The 18908-nt window shown below is 71.2% G+C and carries 12 protein-coding genes; 9 read left to right on the forward strand and 3 right to left on the reverse strand.

The features are described 5' to 3' along the window. Positions 1–1012, reverse strand: a 1012-nt coding sequence (locus GT042_RS04710) for a serine/threonine-protein kinase (RefSeq protein WP_161307427.1), incomplete at its 3' end; no start/stop codon positions are given. A gap of 322 nt (positions 1013–1334) precedes the next feature. On the opposite strand from GT042_RS04710, the gene GT042_RS04715 reads away from it, so the two are divergent. The 4 genes from GT042_RS04715 to GT042_RS04730 all read left to right on the forward strand — a co-directional run bounded on the left by GT042_RS04715 (position 1335) and on the right by GT042_RS04730 (position 4270). After that, positions 1335–1649 (forward strand): hypothetical protein, encoded by a 315-nt coding sequence (locus tag GT042_RS04715; protein WP_345943683.1) that lies wholly within the window; start codon positions 1335–1337, stop codon positions 1647–1649. 88 nt (positions 1650–1737) lie between these two features. Then, the gene (locus GT042_RS04720) at positions 1738–2283 is read left to right on the forward strand and encodes a hypothetical protein (RefSeq protein ID WP_161307429.1); all 546 of its coding nucleotides are present in this window, start codon (positions 1738–1740) and stop codon (positions 2281–2283) included. Between the two features lie 215 nt (positions 2284–2498). Continuing rightward, complete coding sequence (locus GT042_RS04725) at positions 2499–3605, forward strand: histidine kinase (protein ID WP_161307430.1); 1107 nt, start codon at positions 2499–2501, stop codon at positions 3603–3605. After that, positions 3602–4270 (forward strand): response regulator transcription factor, encoded by a 669-nt coding sequence (locus GT042_RS04730; protein ID WP_161307431.1) that lies wholly within the window; start codon positions 3602–3604, stop codon positions 4268–4270. Before GT042_RS04725 ends, GT042_RS04730 begins: the two co-directional genes overlap by 4 nt. A 119-nt stretch (positions 4271–4389) precedes the next feature. Here the strand turns inward: GT042_RS04730 and GT042_RS04735 are convergent, their stop codons facing one another. Then, positions 4390–5436, reverse strand: coding sequence for a hypothetical protein (locus GT042_RS04735; RefSeq protein ID WP_237530464.1), 1047 nt, complete (start codon positions 5434–5436; stop codon positions 4390–4392). Between the two features lie 718 nt (positions 5437–6154). Here GT042_RS04735 and GT042_RS04740 point away from each other — a divergent pair. The 4 genes from GT042_RS04740 to GT042_RS04755 are packed head-to-tail and all read left to right on the forward strand — an operon-like array spanning position 6155 to position 10230. Beyond that, the gene (locus GT042_RS04740; protein ID WP_202532354.1) at positions 6155–8803 is read left to right on the forward strand and encodes a nitrate- and nitrite sensing domain-containing protein; all 2649 of its coding nucleotides are present in this window, start codon (positions 6155–6157) and stop codon (positions 8801–8803) included. Then, positions 8800–9231: a roadblock/LC7 domain-containing protein gene (locus tag GT042_RS04745; RefSeq protein ID WP_161307433.1), complete on the forward strand. Its 432-nt coding sequence runs from the start codon at positions 8800–8802 to the stop codon at positions 9229–9231. The genes GT042_RS04740 and GT042_RS04745 overlap by 4 nt, the downstream gene beginning before the upstream one ends. Continuing rightward, complete coding sequence (locus GT042_RS04750; protein WP_161307434.1) at positions 9228–9626, forward strand: DUF742 domain-containing protein; 399 nt, start codon at positions 9228–9230, stop codon at positions 9624–9626. The genes GT042_RS04745 and GT042_RS04750 overlap by 4 nt, the downstream gene beginning before the upstream one ends. Continuing rightward, positions 9607–10230 (forward strand): ATP/GTP-binding protein, encoded by a 624-nt coding sequence (locus tag GT042_RS04755; RefSeq protein WP_161307435.1) that lies wholly within the window; start codon positions 9607–9609, stop codon positions 10228–10230. Before GT042_RS04750 ends, GT042_RS04755 begins: the two co-directional genes overlap by 20 nt. A gap of 162 nt (positions 10231–10392) precedes the next feature. Here GT042_RS04755 and GT042_RS04760 read toward each other — a convergent pair whose 3' ends face one another. Beyond that, the gene (locus tag GT042_RS04760) at positions 10393–17370 is read right to left on the reverse strand and encodes a glycoside hydrolase domain-containing protein (protein ID WP_161307436.1); all 6978 of its coding nucleotides are present in this window, start codon (positions 17368–17370) and stop codon (positions 10393–10395) included. A 453-nt stretch (positions 17371–17823) separates the two neighbouring features. On the opposite strand from GT042_RS04760, the gene GT042_RS04765 reads away from it, so the two are divergent. Then, on the forward strand, positions 17824–18717 hold the full coding sequence (locus GT042_RS04765) for a PIG-L family deacetylase (protein ID WP_161307437.1): 894 nt from the start codon (positions 17824–17826) through the stop codon (positions 18715–18717). Positions 18718–18908: the final 191 nt, after the last annotated feature.

Here is an 18908-nt window from a genome sequence, read left to right on the forward strand (position 1 = left end):
GGGGGCGGGGGGCCGGGGGCGCGGCAGACGCCGGCGGCGCAGAGCCCATGGTCGGGAACTGGTGCGGGGCCAGGGTGCCCGCGCCGAGCGGATGTCCGGCGTACGGTTCCCGGGCGGTCGCGGGATGCGGCAGCGGCAGTGGCAGGAGCGGAGAGCCCGTCGCGCACAGCGCTGTGACGTCACGGTGCTCGTCCTCGATGTCCCGTGCCACCGGGGCCGGCCAACCTGCCCGGGAGCCGTCCCCTTCCTCGCCGTAGGCGACGCGCAGCGCGGCGAACCACTCCACGAGATCGTCCGCAGTCGGCCTCGCCGCCGGGTCCTTTGCCAGGGATGCCGTGACCAGGGGCACCAACGGGGCGGGCAGATCATGGAGCGGGGGCTCAGCTTCCGCCACGCGGTAGAGCACCGCCCCGACCGGCCCGCTCCCGAACAGATCCCGGCCCGTCGCCGCGTACGCCAAGACCGATCCCAGGCAGAACACGTCGGAGGCCGCCACCACGTGCCGCCCCCCGGCAATGTGCTCCGGTGACATGTAGGCGGGCGTGCCGACGATGCGTCCTGTCGACGTCAGGGTGGTGGCGGTGCGAGTGCGGGCCACGCCGAAGTCGATCAGCCGCGGTCCGTCCGCGGCGAGCAGTACGTTCGCCGGCTTCAGGTCGCGGTGCGTGGCGTCCGCGGCGTGCACCGCCACCAGTGCGCGGGCCATGCCCTCGCCCAGCCGGGCCAGCGCCCTCATCGGCAGGCTGCCGTGCCGCCCCACTGCCTGGGCCAGGGTCGGCCCGACCACGAACTCCGTGGTCAGCCACGGCAACTCCTCCGTCACATCGCTGTCCGTGAGGCGTGCCACGTAGGGACTGTTGACCGATGCCGCGACCGCTGCCTCCCGTGCGAAGCGCCGCAGATATTCCGCGTCCCGGGCCACTTCGTTGCGGATCACCTTCATGGCCACAAGATCGGCCGGGCCGTACCCCGCGCGGAGACGCTCCGGTCGGGCCAGGAAGACCTCGCCCATGCCTCCCGCTCCCAGCCGGGCCAGCGTCACATACGGTCCGACGACGCGCGGCGAGGTCCCACGTAAATGCCCCAGCATCCGGTGCCCCCAACTCCCCCGACCACCAAGCGGTTGCGACAGTCTGCCACGCGGCCACGCGCAGCAGTTCCGAGCGGACATCTTTGACCACGGTGCCCAGGAGATGATGACGGGCGCGTACGACAGCGCAGGATGCGGAGGGCAAGCAGTGGGCACGTGGGGTGCGGGGAACTTTGACAGTGATACGGCGGCGGATCATCTTGGGGCGCTGGGCAGCAGGTTGGTGGCCGAGGTGAGCGCGGCCATGGCCGGTGATCCTGTGGAGCTCGAACCGGACGAGTATTGGGGCGTGGCCGTGCCCTGCGATCTGGAGTTGCTGCTCGTTCTGGTGCGCCAGGGGTGGGTCGGCTTGGCCCTTCCCTCGCCCGAGGTGATCAGAGGCTGGCAGGAGAGGTTCCTGGGTGTGTGGGAGCGGGCGATCGACGGCTTGGAGCCGGATCCCGCGTACAAGGACGAACGCAGGGTGGTGCTCAACGAGACGTTCGAGCGTCTGGCCGAGGCGTCGGTGGGGTCGGTGGGGTCGGTGGGGTCGGTGGCGAATGGAGTCACCTCTCTCTGATGTGGTCAGTCTCAGGATCGCGATCTCCACCTGGCGTTCCACCCTTGGGTCCAGGTGCTCGTCGGGCTGTGCCAGCAGGCTTTGGGGCATGACAACGACCGAGTGGATCACCGACATCGCCCTCGTCCTGATCGTCTTCCGGCAGCTGCGGGAAGGCCGTCTCGATCTCAGGACCTTTCTGATCCCGCTGGGGATCGTGGCCTTCGTGGCCCACACGTACCTCGACAACGTGCCCACCGCGGGCAACGACCTGGTGCTGATCGGCGCGCTCGTGGCCGTCGGTGCGGCTCTCGGTATCGCCGGCGGCGTTCATACCCGCATCCGGGTCGTGGGCGGGCACCTGTTGATCAAGGCCGGTGCGGTCTCCGCGATTCTCTGGGTGCTCGGCATGGGTGCCCGCATGGGGTTCCAGCTCTGGGTCTCGCACGGCGGCGCCGACGACGTCGCGCGGTTCAGCGTCGCCCACCACATCACCACCGACCAGGCCTGGGTCGCGGCCTTCGTCCTGATGGCGCTCACCGAGGTCGTCACGCGGCTCGCGACGATCTTCGTCCAGGGCCGGATGGTGAACGGCCGGCAGGCGCGGACGACCGCGGCGACGCACCTGGCGCCCTCGCTCGACCGTACGCCCTGAGCATGGACTATGGTCACGCCGTGCCCGAAGCACAGAACGTCCCGGAAGGGCAGAACATCCCGGTAGGCGAGAGCGTCCCGGAGGGGCAGAGCTTTCCGGAAGGGCAGAACGTCCCAGAAGGGCCGACGATCCCTGCGGAGCAGAGCGTGGCCGGTACCGGCTCTGCCCCGTACCGGGCCTCCGGTCCGCCGAACCTCGCGGGTCAGGATCCTCGCGTGGCCTGGGTCCTGACCCTGTGCGTCATCGTCTCCGCGTTCATCACCGTACGGCCGATCGGCCTCAGCGGCCGGGGCCTCGTGGTCGCCGCGCTCCTCGTCGTCAACTCCCTCGCCCTCCTCGCCCGGCACCTGCCCGAGCGCAGGGTCCCGCCCCGCGCGGCCCTGGTCTGGCTGACCCTCGGCATCGTCGCCGCCGCGGCCCTGATCGCCGTCAGCCGCAGCGGATCGAGCTACCTCTTCGCGTTCTTCCTCGTCGGCCACGCCGGATACCGGCTACCGCCCAAGGCCGCCCTGGCCCTCGCGGCGTTCTCCGGCCTGCTGTGCGGCGGAGTCCTGTACTTCCGCGTCGGCCCCGGCCACGACCTGCTGCCCTGGGCCGTCGGTCTGGCCACCGGCGTCCCGGTCGTCGTCGGCATCGTCAACCGCAGCCGCCGACGCGCAGTCCAGGCGGTGATCGAGGCCGCGGAGTCCGCCGAGCGGGCCGCCCGCGCCGAGGCCCAGGCCGCCGTCCTCACCGAGCGGGGGCGGATCGCCCGCGACGTGCACGACGTCCTGGCCCACTCCCTCGCGGGCATCAACATGCAGCTGGAACTGGCGGACGCCCTGATCGAGACCGGTGACCTGGACAGGGTCCGCGAGGCGAACCAGAAGGCGCACAGCATGGTCAAGGAGAGTCTGAAGCAGGCCCAGTGGACCGTACACGCGCTCCGCGAGGATTCCCTGCCGCTGGTGGGCAGCCTGACCGCGATGCTCGACTCGTCCGGCCACCGCGACGCCCTCACCGTCACCGGCACTCCGCGCGAGGTGCCCTCCCGGATCACGCAGAACCTGCTGCGGATCGCGCAGGAGTCGCTGACCAACGCCGTACGGCACGCGCCGGGCTCCGACGTCCACGTAGAGCTGACGTTCGATGCGGCGTCGACGACACTGAGGATCCGCAACAGCGCGCCGACCCGCGCGGTGCGCGCGGGCGCCGGCAGCGGAATGGGGCTGATCGGCATGCGGGAGCGGGTCGCCCTGCTGGGTGGCACGATCACCGCGGGCCCGGTCACCGAAGGACCGGACGAAGGCGGCTGGCAGGTGGAGGCAGTGATCACGGGATGAGTGAACCGGCGCGGAACACCCGGCGGCTGCGCGTGATCGTCGCCGACGACCAGGCAGCCGTACGGGAGCCGCTGGCCGCGGTCCTCGGTCTGGCCGAGGACATCGACGTCGTCGCCTCGGCCGCCGACGGCACCGAAGTGCTCGCCGCGGTCGCCGCGCACGACCCGGTCGACGTGGTCCTGATGGACCTGCGGATGCCCGTGATGGACGGCACCGAGGCGACCCGGCGGCTCACCGAGGAGCACCCCTCGGTCGCCGTGGTCATCCTGACCACGTTCGCCGACGACGACTCCGTCCTCGCCGCGCTGAGCGCAGGCGCCCGCGGCTACCTCACCAAGAACGCGGGGCGCCAGGACATCACCCGCGCCATCCGCGCCGCCGCCGCGGGACAGTCCGTCCTCGACCGCGAGGTCCAGGACCGCCTTCTCGCGGCGGTCCGCGCGAAGCCCCCGGCCCCCGGGCCGCTCCTGCCCGGCGACATCACCCCGCGCGAGCGCGAGGTCCTCGCCCTGATCGGCCAGGGCCTGCCGAACCGCGCCATCGCCGAAAGGCTCTTCATCAGCGAGGCCACGGTGAAGACGCACATCAACAACCTCTTCGCCAAGGCCGGCATCAAGGACCGCGCCGACGCCGTACGCCGCGCCATCGCGGCCGGCCTGGCCTGAGCCGTCGAAAAAGCCGAAAAAGCCGAACAGGTCGGACGGTCCGGCCGGCGGGGCCGTACGCGGACGAGCCGCGGAGCGCACCTTCCCACGGTGCGCTCCGCGGTACCCCGTGCCTCAGGTCAGTGGGCCGACGTGTAGGCGACGAAGAAGGGGTTCTTGGTCGGTGCTCCGCCGGGGGCGAAGCAGGCTACGTAGAGGCGGACCGAGCCGCTGCTCCTCGTCCACGGTGTGTGCAGGCCGCAGTAGGTGGGGCCGCTGCCGTAGGCGGTGACCTGGGCGGTGTCCGACGGGACGCCCACCGAGGGCATGGTGACCGCGTAGGGCGCTCCCGAGCCGGCGAAGGTGTTGGTGGCTCCCATGGAGTTGTAGTTGGTCAGGGGAGGCAGCGAGCCGTTGTACCAGAGGTATCCGAAGGCCCTCGGCGGGAACGCCGGGCCGTGCACCGCCCGCAGGTAGGAGTAGCTCAAGGTCCACTCGGTGTCGTACGGGGCGTTGGACGCGTCGTAGCATGTGACCAGGATCGTCTGCCCGGTCGTGCCCGGTGCCCAGTCGGCCACCTTGCAGCGCGCGCCCTGGACCGCGTCGACCGCGGTCACCTGGAGATCGCCGGCGTTGCTGGACAGCCCGAGACCGGGGAGCCATGCCTTCCAGATACCGGTCGCGCCCTTGCTCACCGCGTTGGTGGCGCCCGTGGAGTTGTACTGGGTGAGGACCGTGCCTGCGCTGTCCGAGTTCAGATAGCCGTACGAGCCCGAGGGCGTGGCGGGCGGTCCGCTGCTGCTCGTGTAGAGAACCGTGAAGGTGGAGTTGGCCGGCGCGCCGCTGGGGAGGTAGCAGCTCACGTAGACGTCCTGACCGGACCCGACGGTCTTCCAGTCGGCGATCTGACACCACAGGCCGGCGGTGTTCACCGCGGTGGCGTGGGCGATCCCGCCCGGTCCGCCGATCAGCGGGAAGTGCACGACGTACGAACCGAGGCCGATCTGGTCCACCCTGACCGGGTTGGCGGACGGAGAGGCCCAACTTCCCCACTGCCGGGAGGGATCGGGTACGTAGCCGGGAGGCGGGGTCGCGTTGTCCAGATACGCGAATCCCCAGCGGTCGGGTACGGCGGCCTGGGCGGGGCCGGCGGCGGGAACGGCGGCGGCCAGCAGCGCGGCCAGCATGCCTAAGACGAGCAGTACGGCCCGGACGGGTCTGGTTGACAGAGCTGAGGTGCGGACGTGCATCGGCGTGCCTCCTGTTGATGAGTGCTGCCTGCGCGATCCGTGCTTGAGCCTGTGGGACCGAACGTGTCCCTGAGGCGGTGCCTCAGGGCGGACGCCTGACACGTGCCACCGTTCGAATCCGTTGCTCACTTTCCCAGAAGTACGGCCCGGCACAACGCTCTCCGCCAGCCGTTCCGGTGCTCGCCGCATATGCCCCTGCGGCCCCGAGGCCCCCTCCGTTCCGTCGGCCCGCGGCGTGGGTCAGCTGTTCCGGCCGCTGCGTCGCCCTCTCTCATTTCTTCCTGCCTCCTCCACCCCACCCGCTCCTCGGGCACCACAGCCGGGATTGTCCGGAACACACCTCCCTCACCCCGGATCCGCCAGGTGCCGCACAGGGGTTACGAGGTTCGTTGCATGTGGCTACTATCGGCCACCAGTCGCCGGACTTTGGCGATTTTTCCTCATAGAGGCACCGAACGGTGAGGGGAGCATCCCTAAAGTGACCGGATTGGGTAGGTTCGGGCGCGGGCCCGGGGGCGGGCGGACCCGAGACACGGCCAGCGGGAACCAGCCACCGGGTGCGGCCGCGCCGACGTCGACCCAGCTGGTCGCGGGGCCGGTCGGGTCAGGAGGCGGCTCCCGTCGACTGCCCCTGCGTACCGTTCTGATCATCCTCGTGGTCGTGCCGAGCCTCGCGCTCGCGCCGCTGTGGGGCCTGAGTACGTATCAACTGGCCACCCGCTGGCAGTCGGAGAAGTCCCAGACCGACCTGACCGCCTCGCTGAACCGGCCGGCGTCCGACCTTTTCACGTCCCTCCAGGAGGAGCGGCGGCTCACCGCCGAAGCGCTGGGCGACCCGGGCACCGCCACCCGTCGCGAGCTGGCCGCCGCGCGCACCGCGACCGACAAGGCGGTGACCGGCTTTCGTCCCGTCGCGGCCGAGAGCACCTCGCACGGGCAGCAGGGGCTCGGCAAGGCCCTCGCCGACACGGTGCACGATCTCGACGAACTCTCCGTACGGCGCAAGGCGGTGGACTCCCGGTCGGCCGGCCAGAAGGCCGCGTTCGACTACTACAGCGGCACCGTCGACTCGCTGATCGGTGTCTTCACGGCGCTGGGCCGCAGCAGCAACGCCGGTGTGACCTCGCTGGCGCACACCATGGTCGACCTCTACAGCGCCATCGACATGCTCGGGCGCGAGAACGCCCTGCTCGGCCGGAACTGGAAGACCGGATATCTGACGATCGAGGAATACAACGTGTTCGTCGACGCGGTCGGCGCTCAGGACTACCTCCTCCAGCGCGTCGCCCTCGGCCTCACGGGGACCGAACGCGACACGTACAAGAAGCTGACGGCCGCGAAGTCGTGGGCGACACAACAGGATCTGGAGGGGCAGGTCGTCGAGGCCGGTCCCCACCACACTCAGGGCGAGTTGGTGCTCGACCAGATCCACACCCGGTGGCGCGAGGCGGTGGACGCCAACTCCCCGCGGCTGCTCGATCTGGCCCTGGTCCGGGCCGCGAACCTCGGCAAGGTCTCCGCCGACAGTGTCAGCCAGCTCCAGCGGACCCTCGTCGTCATCAGCGCCGCCGGCCTGCTGGCCGTCATCCTGGTCATCCTCACCAGCTGGCGCCTCACCGTCACCCTGCGCCGGCGCATCCACGCCCTGCGCGAGGAAGCCGTCCAACTCCAGCGGCGGCTGCCCGACGTGGTGTCCCGGCTGGAGCGCGGCGAGAGCGTCGACGTGGACACCGAGGTACGGCTGGTCGAGCCCACCCCCGACGAGCTGGGCGAGCTGGGGCGGGCCCTGAACGCGGCCAGCCGCAGCGCCGTTTCCACCGCCGTACGCCAGGCCGAACAGCACCGCGGCTTCGAGCGCCTGCTCCAGCGGATCGCCCGCCGCACCCAGATCCTCATCGGCCTCCAGCTGCGCAAGCTGGACGAGCTGGAACGTACCCACGACGACCCGGACGTACTGAACGGCCTGTTCGACCTGGACCACCTCACCGCGCGGCTGCGCCGCTACGAGGAGAACCTGGTCATCCTCGGCGGCGGCCAGCCGCAGCGCCGCTGGCACAAGCCGGTCCAGCTGCTCGACGTGCTGCGCGCCGCGCAGGGCGAGGTGCAGGACTACCGGCGGATCACGATCGACGTCGAGGGCGAGCCCTGGGTGCACCAGCGGGCGGTGGGTCCGCTGGTGCACATCCTCGCGGAGCTGATGGAGAACGCCGCCGCCTTCTCCAAGCCGCCGAATCCGGTCGAGGTACGGGCCGCGCCGGTCAGCCGGGGTCTCGCGGTCGAGATCGAGGACCGCGGCCTGGGCATGGAGCCCGAGCAGTACGCCGCCGCCAACGCGCTGATGGAGGCGCCGCCGCAGCTCGACGTGATGGCCCAGGCAGATGACGTACGGCTCGGTCTGTACGTGGTCGCCCGGCTGTCGGCGGGCCTGGGCCTGCGGGTGGAGCTGCGGCCTTCCGCCTTCGGTGGCACGCGGGTGATCGTGCTGCTGCCGCAGGAGATGGTGGTGGCACCGCAGGGCGAGGCGCCGGGGCAGCCGGTCGTACACGCTCCGGAGGTCCCGTCGTACGCGCCCGGTCCGAGGCGGCACCCGCACGGCGCCGGTTTTGGTCCGGGGACGTCGCACGAGGACGGGCGGCTGCCTTTCCGCGCCAGGGGACACGCGATGGCGAACGTCACCGCGGGCGGGCTCCGGCCGCCGGACGACATCGGGGCGTCCCCGCCGGCCCCTCCCGCCCCTCTGGCTCCTCTGGCTCCTCAGGCCCCGCCGCCCCCGCCGGACGGAGTGAGGCCGCTGCCCCAGCGGGTCCGCCAGGCCAGCCTTGCGCCCGAACTCAAGGTCGCGGCGGAACCGGAGGCGATGGACGAGCCGGACCTCTGGACGGTCCCCGAACGGCCCGGCCGGTCCGGGGCCGCGATCGGCGCGTTCCAGCGGCAGTCCCGGCTGGCCCGGGGAGGGGACGGCTCGGACGGCGGCGTCTCGGCCGAGTACGGCAACGGTTTCGGCGGCACCGGCGGGGGTGTTCACGGGGCCTTCGACGCGACCTTCGACGGCGCTTCCGGTGCCGGGGGTGGGTACGCCCCCGGCTATGAACCCGGCTACGACACCGGTCACACCACCGGCTACGGCTACGACTCCGGCCGCGACGGCGGCACCGGCAACGGCGATGGCGCTGCCAACAGTTACGGCAACGGCAACGGCGCTGCCAACAGTTACGGCTACAGATACGGCAACGGTGACGGCTACGGCGAACGGCCTCCCGCGTCCGACCGGCCCGGCACTCCTAGGACGGATGATCGAGAATGACGCAGCGAACGACGGCCACCGACGTGGATCTGGACTGGCTTCTGGACGGCCTGGTCGACCAGGTCACGGGCACCCGGCACGCCATCGTGCTCTCCGACGACGGCCTGGTGATGAGCCGTTCGCGGACCATCGACCGCCCGGACGCCGAGCGGCTCGCCGCGATCGCCACCGGCCAGCAGAGCCTCGCCCGCGGCACCGGCCAGCTCTTCGGCGGCGGCCCGGTGCATCAGGTCATCGTCGAGATGGCCGACCTGTGGCTGTTCGTGATCTCCGCCGGCCGCGGTACGCACCTGGCGGTGATCGCCTCCCAGGAGGTCGACGCCGAGCTGATGAGCGTCGCGATGCACACCCTGGTCCAGCAGGTCGGAAGGCGGCTGGGCACCGACGCGCGTACGCCACCGTCCGACGACGCCGGGAGAGCCGGATGACGCACTGGACCGAGGGGTTCGACGACGATGACGCCGCCGAGCAACTGGTCCGCCCCTACACGATCACCAGCGGTCGTACGACCCCCGAGCGGGCCGATCTCACCCTGATCACCCTGCTGACGACGGTGCCCGAGACCACCACGCGGGCGGCGCTCTCGGTGCGCAGGATGCAGCCGGAGCACCGCACGATCCTCGCGATCTGCCGGAAGCCCAAGGCGGTGGTGGAAGTCGCCGCCGAACTGGGCCTTCCGGTGTCGCTGGCCAAGATCCTCATCGGCGATCTGGTCGACTCCGGGCAGATGTGGGCCCGTTCGCCGCGGCCGTTCACCCGGCCGGGCGGCCTTCCCGACATGACTATCCTTGAGGCGGTGAGAGATGGACTACGCCAGCTCTGAGCACACGTCCGGCCGCGCTTCCGACCCCACGGCGGACGGTACGGACACCGCTCCCCTGGCCGTGAAGATCCTGGTCGCCGGCGGGTTCGGCGTCGGGAAGACGACTCTGGTCGCCTCGGTGAGCGAGGTCGCCCCGCTGCGCACCGAGGAGTACCTGACCCGGGCCAGCGTCGGTGTGGACGACCTGGCGGGCCTGAACAACAAGTTCACCACCACCGTCGCGCTGGACTTCGGGCGGATCACCATCAGCGCCGACCTCGTCGTCTACCTGTTCGGCACGCCCGGCCAGGAGCGCTTCTGGTTCATGTGGAACGACCTGGTCAACGGGGCGATGGGCGCGGTGGTCCTGGTCGACACCCGGCGGCTGGACGTCAGCTTCGCCTCGATCGACTTCTTCGAGAGCCGGGGCATCCCCTTCGTCGTCGGCGTCAACTGCTTCCACGGAGTGCGGGACCGGACCGTGGAGGAGATCCGCGGGGCGCTCGCGCTGGACCCCCAGGTGCCGCTGTTGCTCTGCGACGCCCGCGACCGGGCGGCCGGCCGCGACGTGCTGCTGGCGCTGGTCGATCACCTGATGGCCGGTCAGCAGGCGGCGTCCACCTAGGAATCGGGGAGGCGGCGACCAGGACGGCATGCCCGGGCCGCCATGGCGACGGCCCCTCCGGGCGAACACCAGGGGTTCGCCCGGAGGGGCCGGCCGCCGTCGGCGGTGCGCCTCCCGAGGATCAGCGGGATCCTGCCGCCGCCTTCCGGCCTTCCGGGCTACCTACCGACCGTCGCGGTCCGTGGGCCGGAAGCCGACCGCGAAGCCGACCGTGTAGACCCGCGTGACCGAACCGTTGGCCGAAGTCACCTTGACCGTACGGGTGGTGAGCCGGGAGCCGGCCGACGAGAGGACCGAGCCGCCGTCGGTGACCTTCACCCGCGCGCCGGACCGCTCCGGTACGGCGGAGACGGCCGGGATCCTCGTGCTCTTCGGCCAGTCGACCACGTACGTGGACACCGCCGGGTCGAAGCCGTCGATCGCGACGCCCCCGACCTTGATCGCCTTCGCGTCGGCGGCACTCGCCCCGGTGGCGTCCGGGAAGTTGGTGACGGTGACGGACCCGTCGGCGCCGACCTTCACGCGTGCCGTCATCGCCGCCGCCAGGTTGATCCGCTCCCAGCTCGCTCCGCCGTCCCCGGTGACGTCGAGCGGGTACCCGGAGTCCGTCGCGGTCTGCTCCAGGATCTGCGTGCGCTGCCCGGTGGTGAGATCCGGGAACGCGGTGATCAGCAGGGCCGCCGCGTCGGACGGTGTCCTGAGGGCCTGCCCGGCCTTCCCCACCCGGGAGAACCCGTACGTCAGGCGCCGCGTGTACAGGTCGACGTGCTGCGCCCTGCTCAGCCCGCCGTACGAGTCGCCCGCGCAGGCCGCGAGCGTGTCGCCGTACCCCTCCTTCTCGCACCGCGCGAGCAGCACGTTCTCCATCTCGGTGTGGGCCTGGGTCAGCAGCTTCGCGAAGCCGGGATCCGCCCAGCGGTGCGCGACGGTGGCCTGTCCCGCGATGCGTCCGCCCATGACGTCGAGCGGGTAGTGGAAGCCGAGGACGACGCGGTTGTCCCCGTACTCCGAGGTCCGCGCGAGGATCGACGGTGCCAACTCCGGGAGGAGCGTGGCGAGGACGGTCCCGGCTTCGTAGCCGCTGTAGGTGTGGCCGCTCGGGTACGAGCCGCTGGTGGCGAGGCTGCCGTACGAACCGTCCCGCGACTCGTAGATGTCGCCGCCGTCACCCACGAACCCGAGCCGTACGTACGGGCGCGGGTAGGCGTAGTGGTCCTTCGCCGCGTCGACCTTGTCGAGATTCTTCGTGACGCGGGCGAACAGGGCGCTGGTCTTGGGCAGTTGGCCGCTGCTCAGGGCGTCCTGATAGATCGGGCCGAGCCGGGAGCCGAGGCCGTCGGCCATCGTGACGGTGGGACTGTTCGTCGCGTCGACCTCGGCCCGGTCCACCTCCTTCTGGGTCGCCGCGTTGTTGACGCGTACGGCGATCTCGTCGTTCTCGGCGGTGAGCGCGGTGCCGTGGGGCACCTCGGTGGCGGCGCCGAGGATGCCGGAGGGGAGGTCTTCGAAGCCGTTGAGCAGGGCGTCGAAGTAGTCCGTGCCGTCGCCGGCCCCGGGCCACTTGTCGGACGCGTAGGTCGCGTTCAGCGTGTCGTCCGGGAAGGGGGACGGCTCGTACGCGGGGTCGGAGGCGGTCGCCGGAGCGGAGGTGGTCGCCGAAGGGGAGGCGGTCACCGGAGCGGTCGCCGAAACCGTCGCCCGGGCGGTCGCGGCCGTCGCCCGAGCCGTCGCGCCGGAGTCGTCCGAGCTTCCGGCCAGGGTGACCGCGGTCACGGTGGCCGTGTGCGCCCTGGCCGTGCCCGTGGTCGTGAGCAGGGCCGTACCGGTGGTGGCGGGCACGTGCGCGGTGGTCCCGTCGCCGAGGGCCACGGTGTAGCCGATGACCGGGAATCCGCCGTCGCCGGCCGCCCGCCAGGTCACCCGGACCTGCTTGCCCTCGGTGATCACACTCCGCACGGCCGGCTTCTGCGGCGTGCCGCCGCCGGTCACCACGGGTGCCGTCGCGGCGCTCGGGTGCGAGGCGCCGAACCGGTTCACCGCCCGGACGCGTGCCGTGTAGGACCGGCCCGTCCGCAGCCGGGTGAACGTCGTGCTCCGGCTGTCCGGATCGTGGATCTGCACCTGGTGGCCGTCGTCGAGGGTGATCTCGTAGCCGGTGACCGGGGAGCCGCCGGTGTCCTCGGGCGCGGACCAGGCGACGGTCACACTGGAGCCGGCCGACGTCGCCGACACCGCGTCGGGCGGGGCGGGCACCGTCCTGGGCTTCGTGGTGAGCGCGGACCTCGCGTGATCGAGGGCGTCGAAGCGGGCGGTGAGGGCCGCGTCCGTGGCCGTACCGTCCGCGACCGCGGTCCTCGCCGCGGCGAGCGCCGTGGTGAACGCCTTCCACGACGCGTCCGTGTAGCGGTCGTTGGTGAGAGCCGACGCGGTGGTGACCAGGTTCTCCAGCCGCAGCCTCGGCAGCGGCACCAACTGGGTGGCGGCCAGGGTGAGTCGGCGCGCCTGCGCGTCGACTTCGAGCTGGGTCGCGTCGTCCGCGTCGAACAGGGCGCGGGCCGCCCCGAGTTCGCGTACGTACACCCCGAAGTCGATCGGGTTGTAGCGCTCCGCGTCGCCGGAGACTCCCTCGTACCGGTCGATCGCCTTCCGCAGCGCGGACTTGTCCGTGACGGCGGGCGTGTCGACGTGGTCGAAGGTGATACGGGCCAGGTTCGCGACGTACGGGTGGGCGGCGTCCGGGTTCGTCGTCAGCCGCAGATGGACGGCGTGCTTGCCGGTGATCGCCTTGGGCAGCACCAGAGTTGTCGTCCCTCCTGCCGACCACGCGCTGCCCGTGACCGGCAGCGGTACGGTCGCGTACGGCGTGCCGGGGTCGGCCGGGTCGAAGGAGTCCAGGTAGAGCTGGACGGCCGAACCCGTGCCGCAGCGGGCGGAGTTGTTGACGTAGGTGAGCGTGACGGTGCTCTTGGGGGAGGCGCCGAAGTCGACGTCCCCGTAGTCGAGCCAGGCTCCGTCGTACGTACCGCCGAGGTCGGTGGTGGAGCCGGAGCCGGGCCAGCCGACCGGCTCGCTCTTGAGGCCGCCACCGCTGTGCGAGCGGAACGCGGTGGCGTCGAAGCCCACGGGGGCGCCGGCCTCCCGCGTCAGGGTCAGCGAGTAGACGTTGCCCACGTACGGCTGGGCGTCCGTCTGCGTGCTGGAGAGGAAGGCGGCGTACACGTCCTGGACGCCGGTGAGGACGGCCGGGTCGAGCCGGACGCTCGTGGTGGCGACCGTTCCCCAGCCCGCACCGCTGTAGTCGAGGGGGATGTCGACGCTCTTCGGGCCGTCCTTCGAGCCGAGGCGCAGTTCGATGTGCGAGTCGGACGCCGCTCGCGACTGCGGCTTGTCGTAGCGGACGGTGACGGTGTCGGCGCCGTCGCCGAGGTCGGTGTCCTTCCACCGCGCCCACGCGCCGTTCGTCACGTTCTCGAAGATGCCGTTCGAGAGGTTGAGCGGGAGCGAACCGCCCTCGGTCTCGGTTGTGTTGGCCGTGGTCAGCGTGGCGAGCGTGGTCGTGGGCGACGCGGAGATCTCGTACGGCGAGAACTGGTGCCAGTCGAAGTTCGACACCCACTGCTGGCCGGACGGGGCGTGGAACACGAACGTCGCGCTCTCCGCCTCCAGCAGGGCGTCCGGGTCGGTGACGCTCGCCTGCACCGTGCTGTAGTACTGCCAGCCGCCGGTCCCGGGCAGCTGGACGGTGGCGACGACCGGGCCGTCAGCGGCTCCGGCGTGGATGTCGACGCTGCTCGGTTTCGCGTCCACCGCCTGCGAGTTGGCGTAGCGGACCGAGACGCTCTGCGGGGCGACCCCGCCGAAGTCCAGCTTCGTGAACCGCTCCCACGATCCCTCGGTGACACCGCCGAGGTTGCCGTCCGAGTTGTTGCGCTCGCTGACGAGGCTGGGGCCCTCCTTCTGGTCGGGGTCCTCGGCCTGGAGGACGGCGTAGCCGCCCTCGTCGAGCGTGAGCGTGTCGATGGCGGAGCGCAGCGCGTCGTCCGCGGCCATCAGCGTGCCGGTCGCGGACGCGGGGTCCGCGAGGACGGTCCGCGCGCGTTCGAGGGCCGAACGGAACAGGCTCCAGGAGCCGTCGGAGTAGCTGCCGGCGCGCACCAGGGACGCCTGGTCGACCAGTGCGCCGAGGGCCTTGCGAGGCACGGCGGCGGCAGAGACGACGAGCGGGTCGGTCGGGGAGATCCCGGTGCCGCCCACCGTCGAGGCCCGTACGCCGTGGGCGAAGGCCGCGTCCTGGAATGTGACGCCGAAGCGCGCGTCGACCTTCGTGGTGCCGGTGAGCGACAGCGTGGCCGTGCGGGAGCCGCTGACGCGGAGGTCCGCCGTGACACCGCCCGGCAGGCCGGTCACGGTCGCCGCCCCGGTCCTGGTGAGACTCGTTCCCTTGCGGGCGGCGAAGGACGCGGGGCCGTCCAGGGTCAGCGTCACGCTGCCGTCGACGGCGCCGTCCGCGGCCGTGTCGACGGTGCCCGGGTGGGCGGAGAGGACGGTGTCGCCCCGGCCCGTTCCCGTATCACCGTGGCCCGTACCGCCGTGGTCCGTACCGCCGTCACCCGTACCGCCGTCACCCGTGTCGCCCGCGTCGGTGTTCAGCGAGTACGCGGGCTCCGTGCGGGCGCCCCACTGCGAGGGCCTGGAGCCCATGGTGAAGTCCAGCGTGCCGCCGGAGATGATCTGGGAGTAGTCCAGCCACGCGTTGCCGAAGCGCTTGCCGTTGAGGGTCGCGCTCTGCACGTAGTAGTCGCTCGGCGAGACGCCGTCCGCCTTCACCGTGAAGCGGCTGCCGTTGGCGTACGTGATGGTCGTGGAGTCGAAGAACGGGCTGCCGATCTGGAACTGGCTGGAACCGGCGGTCACCGGGAACAACCCCAGGGCGGCACCGACGAACATGGTCGACATGGTGCCGGCGTCGTTGTCCATCGTCGGCAGGAAGCCGTTCGGCGAGAGCTTGTAGACCTGGGTCTTCACCGGCGGGGTGAACTGGCCGCCGGAGCTGGGGGCCTCGTTCGTGGAGCCCGTAGCGATGTAGCGGTTCCACGTCGTGCCGGTGTAGATGGCCCGTACCCACTTCTGCGTCAGGCTCGGCTCGCCCACGTAGTTGAAGAGGTACGGCGCCTGGAGGTCGATCTCGTTCGCGTTGGAGTGCAGCATGGTCGAGCCGTCGTCGGCGGTGGAGTCCTCGCCGAACATGTGCCGGACGGCGGCCTTTCCGGCCTTCGGACCGCCCATGGCCTCGATGAGGCCGCCCATGTCGTACGCGTCGTACCAGTGGTACTGCCACAGCGTGCCCTGGTAGAGGCCGGCCGCCTCGAACTTCTCGTAGTCGGCGCTCTGCCAGTCACCGCCCTCGGCGCGCGGGGTGAGCAGACCGACCCCGGTGCCGTCGGCCGCCGTCCAGGCGCCGGACTTCACGAGGTTGTCGATCGCCATGGTCGACTGGGTACGGAGCTTCTTCGCGTCCGCCTTCTTGCCGAGCGCGTCGGCGACGACGGAGAGCGCCCACTGGTCGTACCCGCGCTGGACGGTCGTACCGGGATCCCCGGTGACGTATCCCTGGCGCAGCTGCGCCCCGGTGTAGAAGCCGGAGTACGACAGCAACGCCGGGTACGCCTCGTCCAGCCGGTCGAAGTTCTTGAAGCCCTTCGACAGCGCGTCGGCGACCAGCACCGCCGAGCGCTCCCAGCGCACGGTCGGAACGGAGTGGGTGAGGCTGCCGAGGCTCTTGCCGGAGGCGCGGGCGTCGGCGAAGAGCACGATGAGCGACTGCACCATGTCCCGATAGGTGGACGGGTCGATGTACGCCTCGACGGAGTACTTGCGGAAGTCGTCCCAGGTGGACCAGCCGTCGTAGTACGTGAAGCCGTTCGCCCGGTGCACCGCTCCGTCGGCGCCGCGGTACGTGCCGCTGGTGCTGGTGGCGTTCACCGGCAGCGCGTACATGCGGTACAGGTGCGTGTAGAACTCCTTGGTGAGCGTCGACCCGGGGTCGGATGTCGCCGAGGCGCGTACGGCGACGGCGCCGAGCGCGCTGTTCCACTCCGCCTTCGTGCGGGCGCGCGCCTGGTCGAAGGTGAGGCCGCCCACCTCGTTCCGCTGGTCGGTCGCGGCCTGTTCCGCGCTGACCGGCGAGAGTGTGACGCGCAGTTCGATGTCGTTCCCGGCCGCCCGGTCGAACCCGAGGACGGCGCCGGTGTCGGAGCCGTCGCGCGTGGTCGCGTCGCTCAGCCTGCCGTCGTTGCCCCAGGTCTTCAGCGAGGTCACGGGGACGTTCGTGGTGGCGTGGTAATACAGCTGGTACGAGGCCCCGTTGAAGGATCCCGCGACGAGCCCGGCGATCGAGGTGGTCCCGTCCGGGAGCGTCGTCGCCTTGAGGGTCGAGCGGGTGCGGCTGGTGAAGTTGTTCGCGAGGTCGAGGACCAGCTCGGGGTACGATCCGGCGGGGAAGGCGTACCGCTGCAACGCCGTACGGGTCGTCGCGGCCGTCTCGGCCTTGATGGTGCCGGAGTCCTGCTTCACGGCGGACCCGGTTCCGGAGAGGGCGCCGAGGCCCACCTGATAGGAGCCGGGGGTCGCGCTCTCGTCGTCGTGGCTGTACGGGTGGGCGTACGTACCGGTGGCGGGGCGGCTGTCGTACCGCACGGAGGTCGGGACGACGAGCAGGTCGCCGCCGCCTCCCGAGCCGCCGACGCCGTCGAGGTTCGTGGCGGTGAACCCGGCGATGTGGTCCTCGTTGTAGTCGTACCCGGTGTGGTTGCGGTTCGGCGTGGTCAGCGGGTTGACCTTGGCCAGACCGTGCGGCGCCTGGGCGCCCGGCAGGTCGTTGCCGTCGTCGCCGGCGGTCGACACGAACGGGTCGACGAGCTTCGTGTAGTCCGTAGCGCCGGACGTCCCGGCGGACGTCTGGGCGGACGGGCTCGCGGCGGGTGCCGCCGTGGCCACGCCGGCACCGGCACCGGCCAGCGCGCCGAGGCCGAGCGCACCGGAGAGCAGCAGGGCGACCGTCGCGCGCAGGGGCCGTCGACGTCGGCGGGCGGTGCGCGGAAGAACCGCGCGGGGCAGGGGAGTTCGGGATCTGATGGGCACGTAACCTCTCCAGCGTCGTGATACGCCCGCACAGTCCCCCGGAGAGAGGAAGACAACGTTGTCAGACTCACGCCGGAGCGTGCGGAGCGAGACGGCAGTGCACGCACCGGGATCGCGCCCGCCGCGTTCATGACCATGCGCCATGAGACAGGCAAAAGGCGTACAGCGGGCTAACAGGACTCGCACAGAAAGTGCGCGCCGCGGAGACCGGCGGCCCCGGCCCCGGCCCCCGCCCTCCAGCGGGGTACGTTGCCGTGCGGTGCGGCATGCGGGGCGCCGTGCCGTGCGCCGCGCGGGGCGCGACGTACAGGTCACGGGGCCGTGGCGGGAACAGCAGGTCCGGTCGGCACGGTTACATGTTCCAAGGGACCGGCGCCGTGCGGGCCGGGAGTACGGAGACCGCGGGTCTTCCGCCCCACCAGGATCCGGGTTCACGCAGGAGGACTGTTTTTCATGACTGGCCGACCCTTGACGCTCATGGCGGTACACGCCCACCCCGACGACGAGGCCACCGGGACGGGAGGGGTCCTCGCGCGGTACGCGGCGGAAGGCGTCCGTACGGTCCTCGTGACCTGTACCGACGGCGGCTGTGGTGACGGACCGGGGGGTGTGAAGCCCGGCGACCCCGGGCACGATCCGGCGGCCGTCGTCTCGATGCGCCGTCAGGAACTCGAGGCGAGCTGTGACGTCCTGAAGATCAGCGATCTGGAGATGCTGGGGTACGCCGACTCCGGGATGATGGGCTGGCCGACGAACGACGCTCCGGGGTCGTTCTGGCAGACCCCCGTGGAGGAGGGCGCGGCCCGGCTCGCGGAGCTCATGCGGCACTATCGGCCGGACGTGGTCGTGACGTACGACGAGAATGGGTTCTACGGCCACCCCGACCACATTCAGGCCCATCGGATCACGATGGCGGCGCTGGAGATGCTTGCGTCTGAGGCGGGCGCGTCGGAGGCGGGGGCGTCGGAGGCGAGCGCGTCGGAGGCGAGCGCCTCGACTCCGAAGGTGTACTGGACGACCATGCCCCGATCGGCGATGCGGCGGTTCGGGGAGGCGATGCACGAGTTCCACGAGGACGCGCCGGAGCCGGATCCGGCCGAGGTCGCGGAGATGGCCAAGATCGGGCTTCCCGACGACGAGATCAGCACGTGGGTGGACACGACGGCGTTCAGCGGGCAGAAGTTCGACGCGTTGGCTGCGCATGCGAGCCAGGGGGAGAACATCTTCTTTCTCAAGATGGGGAAGGAGAGGTTCGGGGAGTTGATGGGCGTCGAGACGTTTGTGCGGGTCAGGGGTGTGACTGGCGGGGCCGTGCCCGAGAACGATCTGTTCGCGGGCCTGCGCTGATCCTGCCCGGTGGTCGGTTGCGCTTACTGCTTGTCCTCAATCGCCGGACGGGCTTGGGTGTGGCCTCTGCCCGGTGCGTTTGGTTGCGCTTACTGATGTCCTCAATCGCCGGACGGGCTGGGTGTGTCGTGGTGACGGGGGGTGGGGCCTCCGGAGGCGCGTATGTCCGGACTGCATGTTTTACGGCGCCT

The sequence above is a fragment of the Streptomyces sp. SID3212 genome (assembly GCF_009865405.1).
Lineage (GTDB): Bacteria > Actinomycetota > Actinomycetes > Streptomycetales > Streptomycetaceae > Streptomyces.